This window comes from Paraburkholderia sp. D1E, assembly GCF_052682275.1.
Window position 1 is genome coordinate 8,105,873 of sequence record NZ_JBQYMB010000001.1, and the last position, 16,603, is coordinate 8,122,475.

Annotated in this window: 19 protein-coding genes; all 19 read right to left on the reverse strand. The window is 62.8% G+C overall.

Annotation, left to right across the window (positions count from 1 at the left end; translation table 11 throughout):
* Positions 1 to 2,481, reverse strand: coding sequence for a phage tail tape measure protein (locus ACUN0E_RS36340; RefSeq protein WP_445569614.1), 2,481 nt, complete (start codon positions 2,479 to 2,481; stop codon positions 1 to 3).
* A gap of 73 nt (positions 2,482 to 2,554) precedes the next feature.
* Positions 2,555 to 2,878: a phage tail assembly protein gene (locus ACUN0E_RS36345; protein WP_445569615.1), complete on the reverse strand. Its 324-nt coding sequence runs from the start codon at positions 2,876 to 2,878 to the stop codon at positions 2,555 to 2,557.
* Positions 2,879 to 3,002: 124 nt separating this feature from the next.
* On the reverse strand, positions 3,003 to 3,506 hold the full coding sequence (locus tag ACUN0E_RS36350; RefSeq protein ID WP_445569616.1) for a phage major tail tube protein: 504 nt from the start codon (positions 3,504 to 3,506) through the stop codon (positions 3,003 to 3,005).
* A 10-nt stretch (positions 3,507 to 3,516) separates the two neighbouring features.
* Positions 3,517 to 4,698, reverse strand: a complete 1,182-nt coding sequence (locus ACUN0E_RS36355) for a phage tail sheath subtilisin-like domain-containing protein (RefSeq protein ID WP_445569617.1) — start codon at positions 4,696 to 4,698, stop codon at positions 3,517 to 3,519.
* A 73-nt stretch (positions 4,699 to 4,771) separates the two neighbouring features.
* Entirely contained in the window at positions 4,772 to 5,440 is a 669-nt protein-coding gene (locus tag ACUN0E_RS36360) for a tail fiber assembly protein (protein WP_445569618.1), read from the reverse strand.
* 17 nt (positions 5,441 to 5,457) lie between these two features.
* Positions 5,458 to 7,998 (reverse strand): phage tail protein, encoded by a 2,541-nt coding sequence (locus ACUN0E_RS36365; protein ID WP_445569619.1) that lies wholly within the window; start codon positions 7,996 to 7,998, stop codon positions 5,458 to 5,460.
* A gap of 2 nt (positions 7,999 to 8,000) precedes the next feature.
* Complete coding sequence (locus ACUN0E_RS36370) at positions 8,001 to 8,573, reverse strand: phage tail protein I (protein WP_445569620.1); 573 nt, start codon at positions 8,571 to 8,573, stop codon at positions 8,001 to 8,003.
* Positions 8,557 to 9,444, reverse strand: coding sequence for a baseplate assembly protein (locus tag ACUN0E_RS36375; RefSeq protein WP_445569621.1), 888 nt, complete (start codon positions 9,442 to 9,444; stop codon positions 8,557 to 8,559). Before ACUN0E_RS36375 ends, ACUN0E_RS36370 begins: the two co-directional genes overlap by 17 nt.
* The gene (locus tag ACUN0E_RS36380; RefSeq protein WP_445569622.1) at positions 9,441 to 9,776 is read right to left on the reverse strand and encodes a GPW/gp25 family protein; all 336 of its coding nucleotides are present in this window, start codon (positions 9,774 to 9,776) and stop codon (positions 9,441 to 9,443) included. The genes ACUN0E_RS36375 and ACUN0E_RS36380 overlap by 4 nt, the downstream gene beginning before the upstream one ends.
* Positions 9,777 to 9,778: 2 nt before the next feature.
* A complete protein-coding gene (locus ACUN0E_RS36385) occupies positions 9,779 to 10,006 on the reverse strand; it encodes a hypothetical protein (protein ID WP_445569623.1) in 228 nt (75 codons plus the stop codon).
* A 79-nt stretch (positions 10,007 to 10,085) separates the two neighbouring features.
* Positions 10,086 to 10,769: a phage baseplate assembly protein V gene (locus ACUN0E_RS36390; protein WP_445569624.1), complete on the reverse strand. Its 684-nt coding sequence runs from the start codon at positions 10,767 to 10,769 to the stop codon at positions 10,086 to 10,088.
* A complete protein-coding gene (locus ACUN0E_RS36395) occupies positions 10,766 to 11,275 on the reverse strand; it encodes a hypothetical protein (RefSeq protein ID WP_445570583.1) in 510 nt (169 codons plus the stop codon). Before ACUN0E_RS36395 ends, ACUN0E_RS36390 begins: the two co-directional genes overlap by 4 nt.
* A gap of 61 nt (positions 11,276 to 11,336) precedes the next feature.
* The gene (locus ACUN0E_RS36400) at positions 11,337 to 11,882 is read right to left on the reverse strand and encodes a phage tail protein (protein ID WP_445569625.1); all 546 of its coding nucleotides are present in this window, start codon (positions 11,880 to 11,882) and stop codon (positions 11,337 to 11,339) included.
* A gap of 43 nt (positions 11,883 to 11,925) precedes the next feature.
* A complete protein-coding gene (locus ACUN0E_RS36405; RefSeq protein ID WP_445569626.1) occupies positions 11,926 to 12,222 on the reverse strand; it encodes a head-tail joining protein in 297 nt (98 codons plus the stop codon).
* 10 nt (positions 12,223 to 12,232) lie between these two features.
* Positions 12,233 to 13,228 (reverse strand): major capsid protein, encoded by a 996-nt coding sequence (locus ACUN0E_RS36410; protein ID WP_445569627.1) that lies wholly within the window; start codon positions 13,226 to 13,228, stop codon positions 12,233 to 12,235.
* Between the two features lie 48 nt (positions 13,229 to 13,276).
* On the reverse strand, positions 13,277 to 13,621 hold the full coding sequence (locus tag ACUN0E_RS36415; RefSeq protein WP_445569628.1) for a head decoration protein: 345 nt from the start codon (positions 13,619 to 13,621) through the stop codon (positions 13,277 to 13,279).
* 72 nt (positions 13,622 to 13,693) lie between these two features.
* Positions 13,694 to 14,839 carry a head maturation protease, ClpP-related gene (locus ACUN0E_RS36420; protein WP_445569629.1) on the reverse strand — a complete coding sequence of 382 codons (1,146 nt, stop codon included), beginning with the start codon at positions 14,837 to 14,839 and terminating at the stop codon, positions 13,694 to 13,696.
* The gene (locus tag ACUN0E_RS36425; protein WP_445569630.1) at positions 14,826 to 16,400 is read right to left on the reverse strand and encodes a phage portal protein; all 1,575 of its coding nucleotides are present in this window, start codon (positions 16,398 to 16,400) and stop codon (positions 14,826 to 14,828) included. The genes ACUN0E_RS36420 and ACUN0E_RS36425 overlap by 14 nt, the downstream gene beginning before the upstream one ends.
* Positions 16,397 to 16,603 (reverse strand): phage head-tail joining protein, encoded by a 207-nt coding sequence (locus tag ACUN0E_RS36430; RefSeq protein ID WP_445569631.1) that lies wholly within the window; start codon positions 16,601 to 16,603, stop codon positions 16,397 to 16,399. The genes ACUN0E_RS36425 and ACUN0E_RS36430 overlap by 4 nt, the downstream gene beginning before the upstream one ends.

Here is a 16,603-nt window from a genome sequence, read left to right on the forward strand (position 1 = left end):
CTACAGATGGGGCGAGTCGAACATCGCCGAGCGGTTATTCTTCGCGAGCTGGTCCTTCATCATGCGTTGCAACTGCGGCGACACCTTCGCGAGGAATCGGTCGGCCGCGTCACTGTTTGGATCACCCTGCATCACCACATGGAAAACCGGTGCAAAAGTGTTCTGCTGGTCGACTTTCATGACTGGTTTGTCGGTCGCGGCCGGTTTCTCCAGGATCTTCACTTTCGCAGCGACATCAGCGGCAGGATGCCGATCATGTGATTCGCCTCGGGAGAACACCCACTTCGCAGCGGCGCCGAGTGCCTTCTCGCCGGCATAGGTGCCGATCGCCCCGCCGATGATGCCGCCAATCGCCATCCCGATCGGGCCGGCCACGGCGCCCACAAATGCACCCGCTTTGGCACCAACCACGCCACCCGCGAGGCTACCGGCGATACCGCCGTACCCTCTGGCCTTCTCTTCCCGGTTGTCATCGCTTCTCGCGACTGCATAAGCGTTTGTCGCCGCAAAGCCCACCTTGAGTAGCGTGCCAGCTACTGCCAGCTTGCCTGCGTATGGCATGACGCGACCGACCAGCCCGCGAGCCGCGCCCAGCGCCCGTGCGATGCGACCACCCTTGCCTGCAATGGCCTTGGCGCCACCTGCACCGCCCGCACTCCGAACGACGTCCCCCCGCTCCCCAGCAATCGCCTCTGCCACTGCACCCAGGCCACCTCCGGCAGCGCCGCCTGGCAGATTGACGACGAAGACGCGCTGCACGCCATCCGACGACGCGCCAGCCACACCACCCAGCGCCTCAAGGACACGGCCCACCGGACCGCCCTTACCACCGCCAGGGCCTACGCCCCCACCCCTGGCACCGGCACCACGTCGACCGATGAGGATCGAGCCGCGCGCAATATCAAGTGCCCCGCGCCCGATCTGAAACAGCGACTTCGCTCCGCGATACGCAATGAAGCCGGCTGCAACGCCCGCCACGGCCATCGTCGCTTTCGGCGCCGCGTCGGTAATCTTCGCCAGCCCTTCGCCCGCTGCCTTGGTGGCGCGCCCCACCGCATCGGTCACGGGCCGCAGCGCGTCGCCGATACTGCGCATCGCATCATTCCACTGCTGCCCGACCTCGCTCCAGATCTGCTTCGATGCATCGCGCCGGTCGGCTAGATCCTTCACAATCTCGCCACTGGCCTGCGCCGACTCCTTCTTCAGACGCTGGTACAGATCGGCGTTTTGCAGATAGGCGGTTAGCGCCGCCTTGACCTGCATGTCGTTGAAAAGATCACCGGTTTTCATGGTGTCTTCGAACGCCGCAATCTGCGCGCGGCGCTTCTCCGGATCCGACTCGCTGTTTATGTTCTTCGCGGCATCAGCAAGCTGTTTCGCTTTGGCAGGATCGGTGCGCTCGATGTACGCTCGCGCCAGAACGAAGGAAGCCTCAAGCGTCGACCAGCCCTTGCCGATCGCTTCGCGCATTTTGGCTTCGTAGTCGACGCCGGCTTTTTTGTAGTTACTCGCGGTTTCATTGGATCCGATCTTTGAAAACCAGTTTTTGAGGTTGTTCGCCGCTTCATCTGCATTACCAGCCGTCTTCATCTGAACCTGCAGCATCGCGCCGAGCTGGGTCACCGAGTCCTGCCCCGTGATACCGATCTTCTGCATTTCCGCGAGCAACACGGGAAACCAGCGGGCCATGTCAGCCGACTCGAACGAACCCTCCTTGCCAAGGAACGCAATGGACTCGAATGCCCGGCTCATCTGCGCCGGATCCGTGATTTTCGCGTTCTGCTGCAGCGCCTGGATCATCCGCGCCGTTTCAACGGTCGTCGATCCCTGCCCGATGGAAAACTTCGCGGCAAGCGGTGCGAAGTCGAGCGCACGATCCACATCCATGCCTGCGGCGACCATCTGGTTCACCGCATCGGCGAGCTCATTGCGCCCGATACCGTTCGCCGAGGCATCGCGTCGGATGCGGCGGCCCATCGTCGCTTCCTGCTCGGTGCGCGCGATACCCGCCTTGATCGCGATGTCGCGGATGATCGCCTGATAGTCAGCGGAGATCGCCGTGGGCACAGCGAGCGCTGCGGAAAACTTCACCGCGTCGCCAATCGTGCCTCGCACCCCTTCGCGGCCAGCCGCAATGCGCTCGTGACCCGCCGCCTTCAGATCCAGCCCACGCGCGGTGCGTCCGAGCCGCTGATACGAACGATCAAGCCGGTCGACTTCGACACCAGCGTCACGAAGGGAACGCAGGTTCGAATCGATCTTGCGGCGGATACCGTCCGCCGCCGAATCGCCGGCCTGGTGCAGCCGGCGGAATTCGTCCTGCAGCCTGATCGTCTCGCCGATCGTGCGCTGCCAGAGCCGCGTGTCGCTCGCCGTCTTCTTCAGACTGCCGATGCGTGATCTCGTCTCGGTGATGGCCTTGCCAAACGTCGCCGAGACGGCACCGCCGATGACGATGCCAAGTGCAATGTCATTTGCCATCTCACCCCCCCTTCGTTAGTCCCGTCAGTCTGTGAGCCACCAGATCACATCGTCGAGCGTCAGCTCGTCAACATCACGCGGCGACATCCGCAGTTCGTTCACCAGCCGCTTCGCCAGCTTTTTGAGCGTCGATGGGCTGATCCTTGCGAGGGGTTCGAAAGCGAAAGTAGGCATCCTGCAGGCGGTTGTAATCGCCGAGATCCATGTCCTCCAGGTCGTTCGGCGCGACCTCCGCCAGCGCGGCAAAGAGCGCGAGTTCCTGCCCCGCCGGATCTTCCGGATAGAGCTTTTGTGCAGCACGCTGGTCGCGTACCTTGGGTCGACGCAGCGTGATGCTGTCGCGCGTCACGCCGTCGAATGTCGCCGGATAGTCCAGCCTGACCGTTACCGTATCCATCAAGCACCTCAAAAAGAAACGGCGGGCAATGCGTGCCCGCCGTAATATGGAACCGCGTGGAACCGTGACAAGAAAAAGTTACTTTGCAGCGCGGCGTGGCACGCGCCTGCCGCTTACCCGCCACTTACATGCCGATCGCCTTGCGGATCTCCGCGAGCTGGTCGACGCCGTTGATGATGCGCACCATCCCGAGCGGATCGATCTCATGCACCGTCGCGCCCTCGATCTCCAGCTTGTAGTAGGTGAGCGACACGGTGTATTTGGCTTCGGCCTTCTCACCAGGCTTCCAGTCACCCGGATCGATCTCGGACAGCATCCCGCGAAACGACGCGGCAACCGCTTTCGTCTTGCCCTGCATATCCTTGAATGCACCGCGAAAGACGCCGTTAAAGGCGGTCGTGTCGGCCAGCCCGAAGAAAACCAGCACCTCACGTGTCATCGACGCCATCGCGAACGATGCATCCATGGCCTCCATCCCGAGATCCATCTTGACGGGTGCGTCCATGCCACCACCGCGATGCTCATCCGTCTTGATCTTGAGTTTGGGCAGCGTCACTGACGTCGACAGGCCGGCGAAGCCCTTGCCGTCGACATAAAGGTTGTAATTTGAAAGTGTTTCCGGAATCACGCATCACCTCTTATGAGTTGGTATCGAGCACTTCGGTGAGCCACTGGTTGGTGATCTCGAAGCGGAAGATGGGGTTTTCTGCTGGCGGAACGTCCGTGAAACGAATATTCCAGTAGACCTTGCCTTGCTCGAGCTGCGAGGCGGTGTTCAGTTCCGGGTCGGCGTAGACCTCGAAATTGATCAGGGCACCCGAGCGCTTGAGATCACGCATGAAGGCCTGCAACCCCTTCGTGACGTCGTCGACGTAGGTCGCGGTAATGCCGCGGTCGACCGCCCACTTGTGACCGGCGAGCACCGCGTCCATCACGATATCGAGTGTGCGCACACGCGTGACGAACGCCCACTTCGGGTCGCTCGATAGCGTACGGTTGCCCCACAGGCGATAACCGCCGTCGCGGATGATCGTCGCGATCTTTGCGTTGTTCAGCAGATTTGCGCGGCACGTTTCGTCACCGTCGAGGAATTCGATCGGCCGCTTCGTGCCCGTGATGTCCACCAGTTCCTTGTTCGACGGCGACGCCCAGAACCCGATGTTCGCGTCCGTCTGGCAAAAGAGTCCCGCCGCATACGACGACGCTGGCGCATTGACGTCGGCATTCGCGGTTGTGTCCCAATACGTCGTGCCCGGATCCACCATGTAGAGACGCTTGCTACCGAACTTTGTCGCGTACGCGATCGCGGCTTCGTCGTCGGTGTTCGGCCCGTCGATAATCCCGATCGCGCGTAGCTTGCCGGCAAGCGAATCCATTGCCGTCGCCACGGCCTGCGTCGAAGAAAATCCAGGCGCCAGCAACAGACGCGGCTGAACATTGAATTTCGACTTCGCGTCGAGCAGCGACTGCATGCCTGTACGGGCACCACCCGCAGTCACGCCCCCGATAATCGCCGAAGTGAGCGCTGCGGCATCATGGTTGTCTGTCGCACCGTCCGCAACGCCCGTTGCGACAATAACGGCCTTGCTCTGCGCATAGATCGCGCGCGCAGCCTGAGCGATCGCGCTACGCTCGCCAAACGCCGCGACCGCCTCGCGATAACTCGTCAGCTGGACCGGCACATTCGGGGACGCCAGATCCGCGCCGGGCGTGTACGTATTGACCATGCCGACAATCGATGACGACGGCACGGCGATGGTGCGTGGACCGCTGTCGACCAGCGAAACGGTCACGCCGTGGAAAAACGATGTTGCACCCATTAACGGTCTCCAGAAAAGAAAAACCGCCCCAAGAATTCTTTGGGGCGGTCATGGGTCATGACATACAACCTGATCAGGCAGCCGGTGGGTCAGTTGCCCGTTCATCTGCCAGGCCAGTTGCCGGCTCAGTTGCCAGGTCAGCCGTCGCCGGCACTTCCGGCTCGGGCGCCGGCACATAGGGGAGAGGTGTATCAGGCCATTCGACGACATCCGGGAATGTGTCTTTTCCGATCGCACTGACAAGTGCCATCTGATACGCCGACCAGGCTTTGAAGTAATACGTCTCTTCGTCATTGAGCAGGCCGGCTGCGAGTGCGTCGGCCTTGCCGGCGTTCTGCGCGCGCGCTTTCGACATGCGCAGATCGAACTCGGCCATCATCGCGGCGCGCTTTTCCTGCGCGAGCAGTTCGGCCGATACCGCCCATTCGCCGTCAATCCACGTATGCCGTGCGGACGGCCGGGGTTTGTCGGTCAGGTTCAGTTCGGCCGGCGTCCTGCCGGCGGTAAGGATCTCGGTCGGCTCGCCGGTGTCCTGGCGATAGAACGGGCGGCCGCGATAGTCCGGCAGCAGCATCCATGCGCCATCGCGATAAAACGGCCACGAAAGCGACGTGCGCTCGGGCAGCGTGTCGGACGTGCTGAAGGCAGGAATCAGCCAGCGCCCATCGTTGCGCGGATCGGCATCAGCCAGACAGCTATTAAGATAAGCGCCGGTCGTGTTATCAAATTGGTGAATCAGCATGGTTCGTTCTCTCCAGATCAGTAAGCGCGGATCATTGCGAGCAACGCGACGTTGCGCACACGGGTTTCTGCGCCGCCGTCTGCGTTGACGGTGATTGCATGGCTGTGCCCGCCGGCGCCATTCATGCCGACACCGTGCGTGTGGTTGCCGTCACCGTTAATGCTGATATTGATTCCAGCGCCATCAGTCGATGTCACACGAGCGCGGTTCGCGCCGGGACCTGCGACCGTGCTCGTGTCACCGCCGGGGCTTCCTCCGTTACCTATGCCGTGGGCGTGGCCGCCGTCGTTGTAGGTGTGGCCGTGCCACCCCTGCGTATCAGTCCATGCGCTGTGGGCGTGATCGCCGACCGCGCCGGCAGAGGCGCCGTGTGCGTGTGACCGGTTCTGGCTGTCCTGCCATGAGCCGATTTCGCGATAGCTGTCTATGCCGCGCGAGTCGTCCCAGCAGCGAAGGCTTTCGCCGCGCAGCTCGGGAATGCGGAACGTGGCCGCGCCGTCGCCGCTTGAGAAACAGCCCCAGCGGCCGGCCGACCATTGCGCTTCTGTTACGAGCGCGCCGCTCGCCTGCGCATAGGCCCACAACGCTGGATAGTCGGCCCGGTTCACCAGGGCGCCGTTAACCTTCAGGTAGCCGGCCCGTGCGGACGTGCGCGGCTCCATGACGATTTGCCCGATCACGGCCGCCGCGATCTTTGCCGTAACCCATTCAGTCGTCGAGAGCAGCGTCGACACGTCGCCGGCGGCCGGCGTCGGTCCCGTTAGAGGCCGATCGAATGCGGTGATGCCCGGGGTAAAGCGAACAGTCGTAATGCCGTTGCACGTCACGGCGAACGTGCCATCATTGACGTGATAGAGACCAGTATCCGGCGCACCATCGTTGGCAAATGTCAGCGATGGAAAGGCTGCGCTACCTTCGGCAAGAATGACTCGCTTGCTCGCCGAGAAATACAGGTCGCCGTACATGGTCCCGTCTTTCTTCAGGTCGAGCGGCGTGAGGTTGCCGGCATGCCATACCGGATTGTTCCCCGGGCCGACAAACAGATTCTGGTTCGTGAAGTCGTAACGAAACGCGCCCTTTGTTGGCGAGTACCAGCCGCATTGCGCTGCGTTTCCGTAGAAATACCCATCGTTGCCGCCAAGCGCCAGTTGGCCTTCGCCAGCCGCCCGGTTGACGGAAATGTTTCCTGCTACCTGCAACCGGCTGTAGCCGTCATCGGCCGACGTGCCGACGAGCACGCGGCCTCCGTCGAGCATCAGTTTCATAAGGGTCGCCGTAACACCACCGCCGGCGGGGCGCACAACCTCCATAGCCGAGCGGCCGGCCGAGTAAGCATCATTGATCGAACGGATAGAGAATGCACCGGTCGACGCATGCATAATCTCCCAGCGCTTTTCGTCGATCGCAGCGCCTTCACGCGTCAGCATGATCGATGTCTGACCCGTGCCGCCACCGTTCGAGGCGACGAGACCACCAACGTCATTCGAGCCTTTCACCGGGCCTTTCACCTGTAGCGTATTGACGCCGTCATCCGCTGCGGGAAGGCCGATAAGAACACGGCCAGAAGGCAGGATTCGGGCACGGGCGGTGTTGCCAGCTACGAGGTCGAGAAATCCGGAAGCGGCTTCCGAGCCGACAGATACGTGACCGTTCGAGCGGAAATAAGCCACCGTGGTGTCCGCGCTCGCCCATGCAACTGTCGCGCCATAGCCGAACGTATGCACGCCCCGCGTGCTCGCATTGCCGCCAATCTGCACGAGGTTCGTGCCGTCATCGGTCGCGGTGCCGAACAGCGAGCGGACGCCGGCTGCGACCTGGATATTCTTGTCGAATACGGTTCCGCCTGTCGTGAAGCGGGCAACAGATTTCCCGTTAGAGGTGATGCCAAACGAACCGTCGGCGATGTGATACAGGCCCGTGTCAGGCGCGCCGTCCTTGTCGAACGTCAGGCCGGGGGCGGTAAGGCTTCCTTCGGCGAGAATGACCTGACCGCTAAACAGGGCACCGGTGAGCGATGCATAGCGGGCCGCCGCGGTCTTTGGCGTAATGGCGCGCAAGTCGTCGGTGCCAGCGTTGACTTCGGCTTGCGTCGCCAGCTCGACGACACCTTGCCGCTCGGTGGTCGCCGGCGGATTGGTAAAGCTGGCATCGCCGAAAACCAGCTTCGTCGCGTCGATCGTCGTGAACTGCATATCGGCCGAGAGAAGCGCCATCGCTGCGGGCGACTTCTCCATGATCGGGCCGTCTGCAACGCTCGGGCAATAGACGCCGAATAGCACGCTGTTTTCGAAGTACAGGCCGACGCCGAAAAGCTTGTACTGGTCGGACGTGTCGTCGCGCAACGTGACGTGGATCGTATCGAATGCGACATTCTCGCCAGCGAAAGTGGTAATGCGCTTAAGCTCGTTCGGCAGCTTTTTGAGTGTGCGATCAGACGCGTCGAACCAGCCCGTACTCAGGCCGATTTCGACGATCTTGTGTGCGTTGGTGCCAGCGTTGCCAGGCGCGACGAGCGCGGCGCGGCCGGCATCGGTGATGTTTATGATGGACCCGGCCATGTTCATTTATCCGTGAGTGAAAGCCGGCGGTACAGGGCAGGCCGAACTGCCGCTGCAACGCCTTGCCGGCCTTGTATGGAAAAGCCTTGCGTGAACGTGTAATGCGCGCTCGCGCGCTTTGAACGGTCGATCTCCGCGATGATGTCGGCGACATAAGCGGCGGTCGCCGGCAACCCGTCACGGGCGCTCACCGTCATGACGATCTCGAACGTACCGGGTCGTCCCGGCGGATCCGTCTCAAACCACTCGCGTAGTGCGAGATTGGCGCCGAACGTGGCGATAACCTCGCGCACGGCCGCAACCGTGCCTTTCTTCCGCGCGATCGGAATCGCAGCCTTCACACGCGCACGCTTGACCTGTTCGGGCCAGTAGTCTTTCCACGTGTCGATGCCGAGGTGCCATGCGAGCCACGGCAGCAGCGCGAGCGGAATCGTGTCCGGGTTCATCAGATCGGCAAGCGGGACCGGAATATCGTTGATGCGCGCGCTGGTCGCCGCAATGCTTCGTTCGAGCGGCGTCGCATTGGAAGGAAGCAAACCGGCCGGCAACAGACTATTGCTACGCCCCGCCGTCATACACGCCCCCGTCAATCAGTTCGATTCCCGTGCAGAAGCTCGCCTGCTGCTTCGTGACCCTGATCCCGTCAGGCGGTGTTTCGAGGATGACCTTCTGCACGCCCGACACCCGGATCGCGGCGTACAAGCCGTCTGGGGTGACTTCCATATCCATCCGGTGCATGTCGTCGGCATACTGCTGCACACGCTTTCTGGACTCGGCCAGCACAACCGAGCGGTCGGGACCCGCGAAGAATTTCAGCGTTGCGCGGATCCGGTACCGGATGATCTCCGCACCGCGTACCGTGACCTTTTCCGCGAGCGGTCGCACATCCTCGGCCCGCAGCGCTCTCGTCACGATCCCGACCAGTTCGTCACTGGCTGTGCCGTCACCCTCACGCGAGAGGATCGTGACAACGATTTCGCACGGGGCCGGACTGATCACGGACACCGACAGCACACGACCATCGGCATTTAACGCATGCGACCTGTAGGCACCCTCTGGACCAGCCACCGAATAACCTTGCGGCGCGAGCTGCGTGCGCGAGCGCAGGTCGTCGTCTTTTTCCTTCAGTTCATCACTGGCTTCCGGGTCCGTCGGTTTGATCGCGAGTCGTTTGATCCCAAAGAGCGCCGCGACATGCTCAAGCGTCGTACCGGTTGCAAAAGCCAGCATCACCGAACGCGCCGCATCGTTCACCCGTGCCCGGAAGCGCACCTCCCGATATGCAGCCAGCTCGATCAGCTTCACCACCGGATCCGATTCGAGTGCCGCAGTCCAGTCAGGATAAATGCCCTTGTAGTGTTCGATCAGATCCTGATAAATGTCCTCGAAGTCGAGCATTTCGACCACATCGGGTGGCTCGATCGCGGTCAGATCAATGGTTGTCACGTCGTCACCTCGAACAGAATCTCATCGCCCATATAGACGCCCTGAATCCGGAAAGTCGCGCTCCCATCCAGGACCGACAACACCATGACGCGCGAGAGCCTGATACGGGGCTCCCATCGTCCGATCGCGCGCGCGGCTTCGGCCTGCACGGTCGAGATCCACCCCCGCGTAACGGGAAGATCAACCATCCGTGGAATGTCACAGCCGTACTCAGGGCGCTCGCGCCTTGTGCCCTTGCGGGTCGACAGGATGTCGCCGATGCTTTGCTTCAGGTGATCAACCCCGGTAATGGGCATACCCGTATGCCGGTCCATGCCGGTCAGTGCGTCCATGCTCAGGCAGCCTCGCCGACACGCTCGAAGTCGGCGTGCTGGTTGAGAAAGGCGACATGTTCAGGCGTTGACGCGACAACGACGCTTCGCTCGACCATTGCGGTGTCACCATCTGGAAACACAACCGTACGCGACCTGAACATCCTGTCGCGGAATGTCACCGCGGCGGACACACCAGCGGACAGCACCGCGGCTTGTGGCAAGGCAATGACTTCGTTGTCTTTCGGCATACCGATGCTCCAGAATAAAAAAGCCCCGCACACATGCGAGGCCAAAGTTGCTTTTTTCTGACGATGCCGGGGTAGCACACTAATTTTTTGTGGGCGGGTCGGTCGGCGCACCCACCTGCTTCACAAGGTGCGTGTGATCCGGCAGCGACACGCCCTTCGATCTGACGGTCCCCGTATAACTCGCGTCGCCGTCGATCTCGGAGGCCGGACCACCCGTCGCGTTGCTGCCCGTCATACCGCCCCGGAACGTCAGGCGTTTTTTCGTCGTGCTGTTGCCGGTGAAGGTCGAATCCGGCGCATCGACAAGAAGCTTCGGCGTGGTCTGCGTAATGCCGGCCGCAGTCAGTTCCATCTGTGTATCGCCAATACGGAACACAATGCGCCCGCCTGCAGGCACCGAGAACACGTACTCATGCGCGTCATGGTCGTAGTGCTCATGCGCACCGTCCGGATAGTCGGTCGCCGTCAGACTGGCCGACGCGCCATTTGCGCCGCCGTGCGTATCGCTATAAAAACCGGCCAGCACAAATGCGCCCGCCAGCGTGCCCGACGGAGCCAGCACAATCGCCTGCTCGCCAACCGATGGCGGACACCACGTGCGTACCCGTCCGGCCGCAAAGGTCTTCCATGGCAACAATGCGCTCACCCACTCGCCGTTACGGACCCTGCAGCAAGGCGGTTCATACTGGACGCTGTCGACGAAGCCCGCCTGGACAATGCTCGCAATCAACCGGTCAACCTCGCCAATTTCGTAGTCGCTCATGTCATCGCACCGATACCATTTGCCGATTCCTGCGCCGGATCCCAGTAATCGGACTCATGCCCCCTCCCCGTCGCCGGATCGACTCCCCACAAGACCACCGCGTCATCAGGCGGGAACGGCGGCGTCACATCGCCCAGATCGAATTCGTGCGTCCACTCGACGAGCCACACCAGATACGCGTCGAGCTCCGGCTTGAACGGGTCGTCGCCAATCTGCACCAGTCTCGCCGGCGTGACCGGCACCTCCCACGTCTGCGCGTGCACCGCACACGCGACGCGCGCGGCAAGCTGGCGTACCGCAAGGTCTGCATGGGGCTCAAGCGGATCCACAATCGCGCGTGCCTGAAAGCGGCCGATGAGCGAAGTCTGTCCGGTACCCGGATCGTGACCCGGCTCCATTTCCGACATTTCGATCGCAATGCACGGCGTCGGGATCCGCTTGCCAATGCGTGGATAAGCATCGATCGCGGGCATATCCGGCAGACGCCGGCGCAGACCTGCGATCATCGCGTCGTGCAGTGCGGTAAGGATATCGATGCTCCCGTGTACGTCAGGAGCATCCGTCAGCTCAACTACCTCGTCCACGGCGCCCCCCTCCCAACGCTTTCTGGATTTCGTAATTCACTTCCTGCTTCAGGATCGTCATGAGGCGCTCCTCGCACATTCTTACGGCACGCCGGAAGGCCGGATCGCCCGTCTTCGACCAGTCCACGCTCACTACCTCGAACGGTGTTCGGGCCTTACCCACCCGCTGGTAGATAGGACCGTCAGGCTTTGTCTTCGTCTGCCGCCACGCGCCGTCGAACATGAAGCGGCCCGCACGCATGCCCTTTTTCGTCTCACGCACGGATCCAAGCCGGTGCGCCTCGATCGGGTTCAGGCCGAGCCACACCTTGCCCGTATCGGCTGAGCGCATGAAGAAGTACAGTCGCTTGCGGATCGCCTTCTGCGGGATCTGCGTGCCCTTCGACACTTCCTTGCCGGTCTGGCTTTTTATCCATCCCGCGGTCTTGCGCAGCGTGCGCCGCCAGGCGGCCTGCATCGCAGACGGCGACAGCCCCTGAAGGGCCGCCGTCACCTGGCCGACATCGATCTCCACTTTCAGTGCATCCATGCTGTCTCCATCGTCGACGCTTCAGCGACGTCACGGCAGCGTCCTAACGAGGCCGCAGAAGCAATACTGTCCAGCCCGTACCGTCCGGCTGCAGTTCGAAGACCACATAGGTATCGGAGCCTACGATCACGACACTGCCCTGAACGACCCGCGCGGCGTCGACGTCACGCACGCTCACCTGTGGGTGTTCCAGTTGCGTGCGCTGCCGCCCGAGGTCCGGCCCGAGCCAGGGCGCGGCAAACATGCCGCGAACCGGCTCGCCGTCAACGATGATGTCGTCGTCGGCCAGATCGCGGACCACTGCATCGTCAAGATCCGCAACAAGCTCACGGAACGACATACGGCGCGCCCTATACCGTCAGCCGGATGACGGCCTTCGGACGCGTGCACAGGTGGATCGGATTGGACTGCGCCTCGAGCTCGACGCCCTTGCTAAAGTCCATAAGTTCCTGCTTCGCGTAGTACGGCAGGCCGTTCGTATTCACCGTCTCCATGTAGTCGGCGGGCGCAAAGCGCGTGATGAACAGATCCGGCACGCCTTCAGGCACCGCCCACGCTTCATCGTCGGCCACATAACCGACGTTGCCCACACGGCCACGGTAGCGCTCGAAGGTGACGCCGCCGAACTCGAACGTATCGCGCGGGTCGCCGCGCAGCGCCGATGCCATGGCAGTGGCGAGATAGGTTTCCTTCACCGACTCCATCACGATCAGACGGTTCCAGAAGCCACGGCCGCACAGCACGCGCACGCCGGTGAAAGGCGTGTTGCCAAGCGCATCCTCGATTGCGTCGAGTAGCGCCAGGCACTTGATACGCAGTTCGGTTTTCGGCTGATCGAGTTCGAAGTCGATTTCCGTGTGCTCGATATCGAACTGTTTGAGCAGGTTGGCCACGACGGTTTTACCGTCCGCATCGAGGATCAGCCCCTTGATTGCGCCGATGCGGTGGAATTCGGTCGTTGCATCGAGCTGCCGGCGCATCTTGGCGAGGCGCTTGTTCACGACCGTCTGGATAGCCTCGAGTTCGGACTCCGAGCCGAACGCACGCAGATTCTGGATCTCGTCCGCGCCGATCGCCGCACGCTGTGGCAGGTGCACGGTGTTAAAAGGAATCATGTTGCGCTTGCTGCCGACAACGACGGTGCCCGACGCACCGCGCTGGCCGACCGGCACGAGCGCGAGCGTGTCGCCATCGCGTTCGATCTGCACGACGGTCGTCGTAATACCCTCTTCATCGAAGAGGCCAAGGGACGCCAGGCGACTCGGTACCTGAGGCTGCTCGTTGATGGCTGCGCTGAGAGACGATAGCGAAAACGCGTCGTCGTTGAGAAGGGCGATATCCGCCATGTAACTCTCCTGTCTGGAAAAGAGGGTAAGAAGTGCAGATCGCTGCGTCTAGCGCACGATCACGTAGTGCGCGGCAAGATCCGCGCGTGCCGCTGCGTCGAGACCCGTGAGGCGCTGCGCAGTGACTTCGGCGAGGCGCACAATGCCCACGGCAGCGCGTTGTTCATCCGATGCGGCGAGCGGCCCGTACAGGATCGCGGTGACCATTTCTGCCCCACTGGTCGCCGTGTTGTCGTACGGTGCGTACTCGCCGGTGCCAATCGTGCCGAGCAGTTGCCCGGCGGGCAGTGCATCGCCTTTGACAACGACAATCTGTTCGCGCGAGATCCGGCCCGGCCCCTCCGAAAGGAGGAACTCGCCGGTGAAATTGCCTTGGGTTTTAATGCTGTTCATGTGCCCGCTTCTCCTTTGCGCCTGTTTGCGCGTGGATGGTTCTGCCAACGTGGACCGTAAAAATTATTTTGCTCACTTCGGGGGCGCACTCATGCGTGCGCGCCTCGCCGCGTAGACTGACGAGGCCTTCGGCCCCGCCGCCGACGCGGCAGACCCGCTGGCCCCGGCATCGTCGCTGACTGGAGGCAGGCGGCTGTTCACGCGCGCCTGTGCCTGCGTCACACGGTCGAACAGACGCGCGCGCACCTGATCGGGATTCAGCCCGTCGGCAACGAACTGCGCAGTGAGTTCCGGCAGCTTCGTCGCGACGCACAGGCCCGCGATGTCGGACGCATTGCGGATCGCTGCGTCGATCGTCGCGCGATCCTTCAGCGCCGTGGTCGTCACGATGCTTTCCACGCACGCCGACAGATTCGCCGCCCGGCACGCACTGAACACGTGCGCGGCGAGCGCTCCCGGCGATTCCGCCTGCACAGTTGGCTCCGGTGCAATCGGTGGCACAGGATCAGCCACGGTCTTCGTGCCTAGCTGCGGAATGCCTGTCGGTATATCCGGATCTGGATTCGAAGCCTCGGCCAGCGCCTCGTCGACGAGCGCCTGAACAGGAGACGGCGCGGACTCGAATCGCGCGAGCAGCCCGGCCGCTCGCATACTCGCCGAGAGCTTCACCGGCGCTTCGATCTCGTCGGCAAAGCCCGCCTCCCTCGCCTCGGTGGCCGTCATCCACGTCTCCGCGTCGAGCATCGCGGTCAGTTCCTCGTCAGACTTGCCGCTCTTGTTGCGGTACGCGGCGAGAATGCCGTCGCGCGCCTTGTCCATCGAATCGGCCGTCGCGCGCAGATCCGCCGACGTGCCGGCGGCTACCGTCCACGGGTTATGGATCATGAGCATCGCGTTCTCGGGCATGACAACGCGATCGCCCGCCATGGTGACGAGCGACGCGGCAGACGCCGCCACACCGTCGACACGGGTAGTAACGCGCCCAGCGTAACGGCGCAGTGCGTTGTAGATGGCAAACGCATCAAAAACGTCGCCGCCCGGCGAGTTGATCGCCACCACGATTTCATCGGCGTTCGCCGCTGCCTCGTCGAGCTGCGAAATGAACGTCTTCGCGTCCGTGCCCCAGAAGCCGATCTCGTCATAGATCCGGATTTCGGCGACGCTCGCGCCCTGCGCATTCGTGAGCGCCCTGATATCCCACCACTTACGATTTTTCATCTGCTGTTCCTGTCTTCGAAGAAGGCGTGCTTACTGGATTGCCTGCCGCATCACCCGCCGCATCTCCAGCGATATCGCGCGAGCGCGGATCCGTGTCGTAACGCAGGCCCAGCCCATCGGCCCGCGCGTTATCCGCCGCGTTCTCCTGATCGACCTGCTCCGGATCCTCGCCCTGCTTCAGGATCGACGCCGAGCGGCTCGTCAGCCCCGAGCGGATCGCGAGCTTCTGTGCGTTCACGTCCTGCACCGGGTGGATGTAGGGCCATCCCTGCGGCACCCACCGCACACGCAGGTACTCGCGGCGCGTTCGATGGAAATCCGGTGCGTCCATCGCGCCGGACAGCACGCACGCGTCGACCCACCACGCCCACACGCGCCGGCAATACTGGTGAATAAAAATGTTCCACTGCACCTGCTCGACCGAGCGCCGGAATTCGTTGAGCAGCACGCGTAATACGCGATCGCTCACCTCGCGCAGGTCGCCCGTGAGAATTTCGTACGGCATACCGACCGAGGCCGCGGCCGCCATCAGTTGCTGACGCATGAACGGCCCATAATCCGCACCCGCGCCGGGCGGCGTCGCAAAGCGCATGTCCTCTCCGGGCGCCAGTTCCTGCACCGTGCCGGGCTCGAGCGACACGACCGGCGAGAAGCCATCCGAGTCGAACTCAAGACCCTCGCCCGTCACCGGGTCGCCCAGCAGCCCCGGCTCGGCGTTGGGCTTGACCAGAAACCCGGCAAAGAGGTTGCTGATCTCCTGCCGGAACAGCACCGCATCGTCGAAGTTGTCGAGCGAATGCAAACGCAGCAACACGGTGGATAACTCCGGCACGCCACGCACCTGTCCGGCGCGCAGCGGCTGGAACACGTGCGCGATGTCGTCGGCCGGTACCGGTGTCGTCAGCATCGAGCCCGACGACACCCGGTTGTATTCACCGGGATGACGGCGCAGCAGGTGGTATGCGAGGCGCTGGTCGTCGGCGTCGAACTCCACGCCGTTGACGATCTCGCCACCGCCCGCCGTCATTTCGTTTTTTTCAACCGGTAGCATGTCGGCTTCGAGCACCTGAACCTGCATCGGCACCGCGAGCATGGCCTCCGGCCGCCGCATGCGCCGACGCAGCAGCACCTCGCCATCACCAAAGAAGGCGCGTGCGGCAAGCGTCTGCTGACCGTAGAAGTCGAGCAGACCATCCGCGTCCGATTCACTGACCCAGTCGTCCCACAACTGCTTCTGCTGCCGGCGGATCGCCGGATCCGGATGCTGCGGATGCGGCTGGATGCCCGTGCCGATCGTGTTCGACACGAGCCGCGAGATCGCAGTCTTCGCCCACGGATCGTTACGGATCGCATCGCGCGCGCGGCTGCGCAGCAGCGGCAGGTTCTGCACGGCGGCGGCGTTCGGTCCGGCGCGAGACGTCTGCCACGAGCGCCCGCGCGCACCCGATGCCCCGGCCGCCTCGTAGGCCGACGCTTTCAGGCGTGCGGGGGCGAGACGCGTGGGCAGCACAAAGCCGCGCTGCGCGAGCGACGGATAATTTCCTGAACCCGTGCGCTTCATCGGATCCCCTTGCCGCCGTGCCGCAGGCGGAACACGCGCGAGCGCGGATTGGCCCGGTCCAGCGCACGGACGATCTCGGTCTGCGCTTCGCGCAGCTCGGCGATACTGCGATAGCGGACCTTGCGATCCGCGTATTGCACTTCAAGCTCACCCTTCGCGATTGCCGACTGGATGCGGGAAAGATCCGCTGCGGTGTAGGCCAT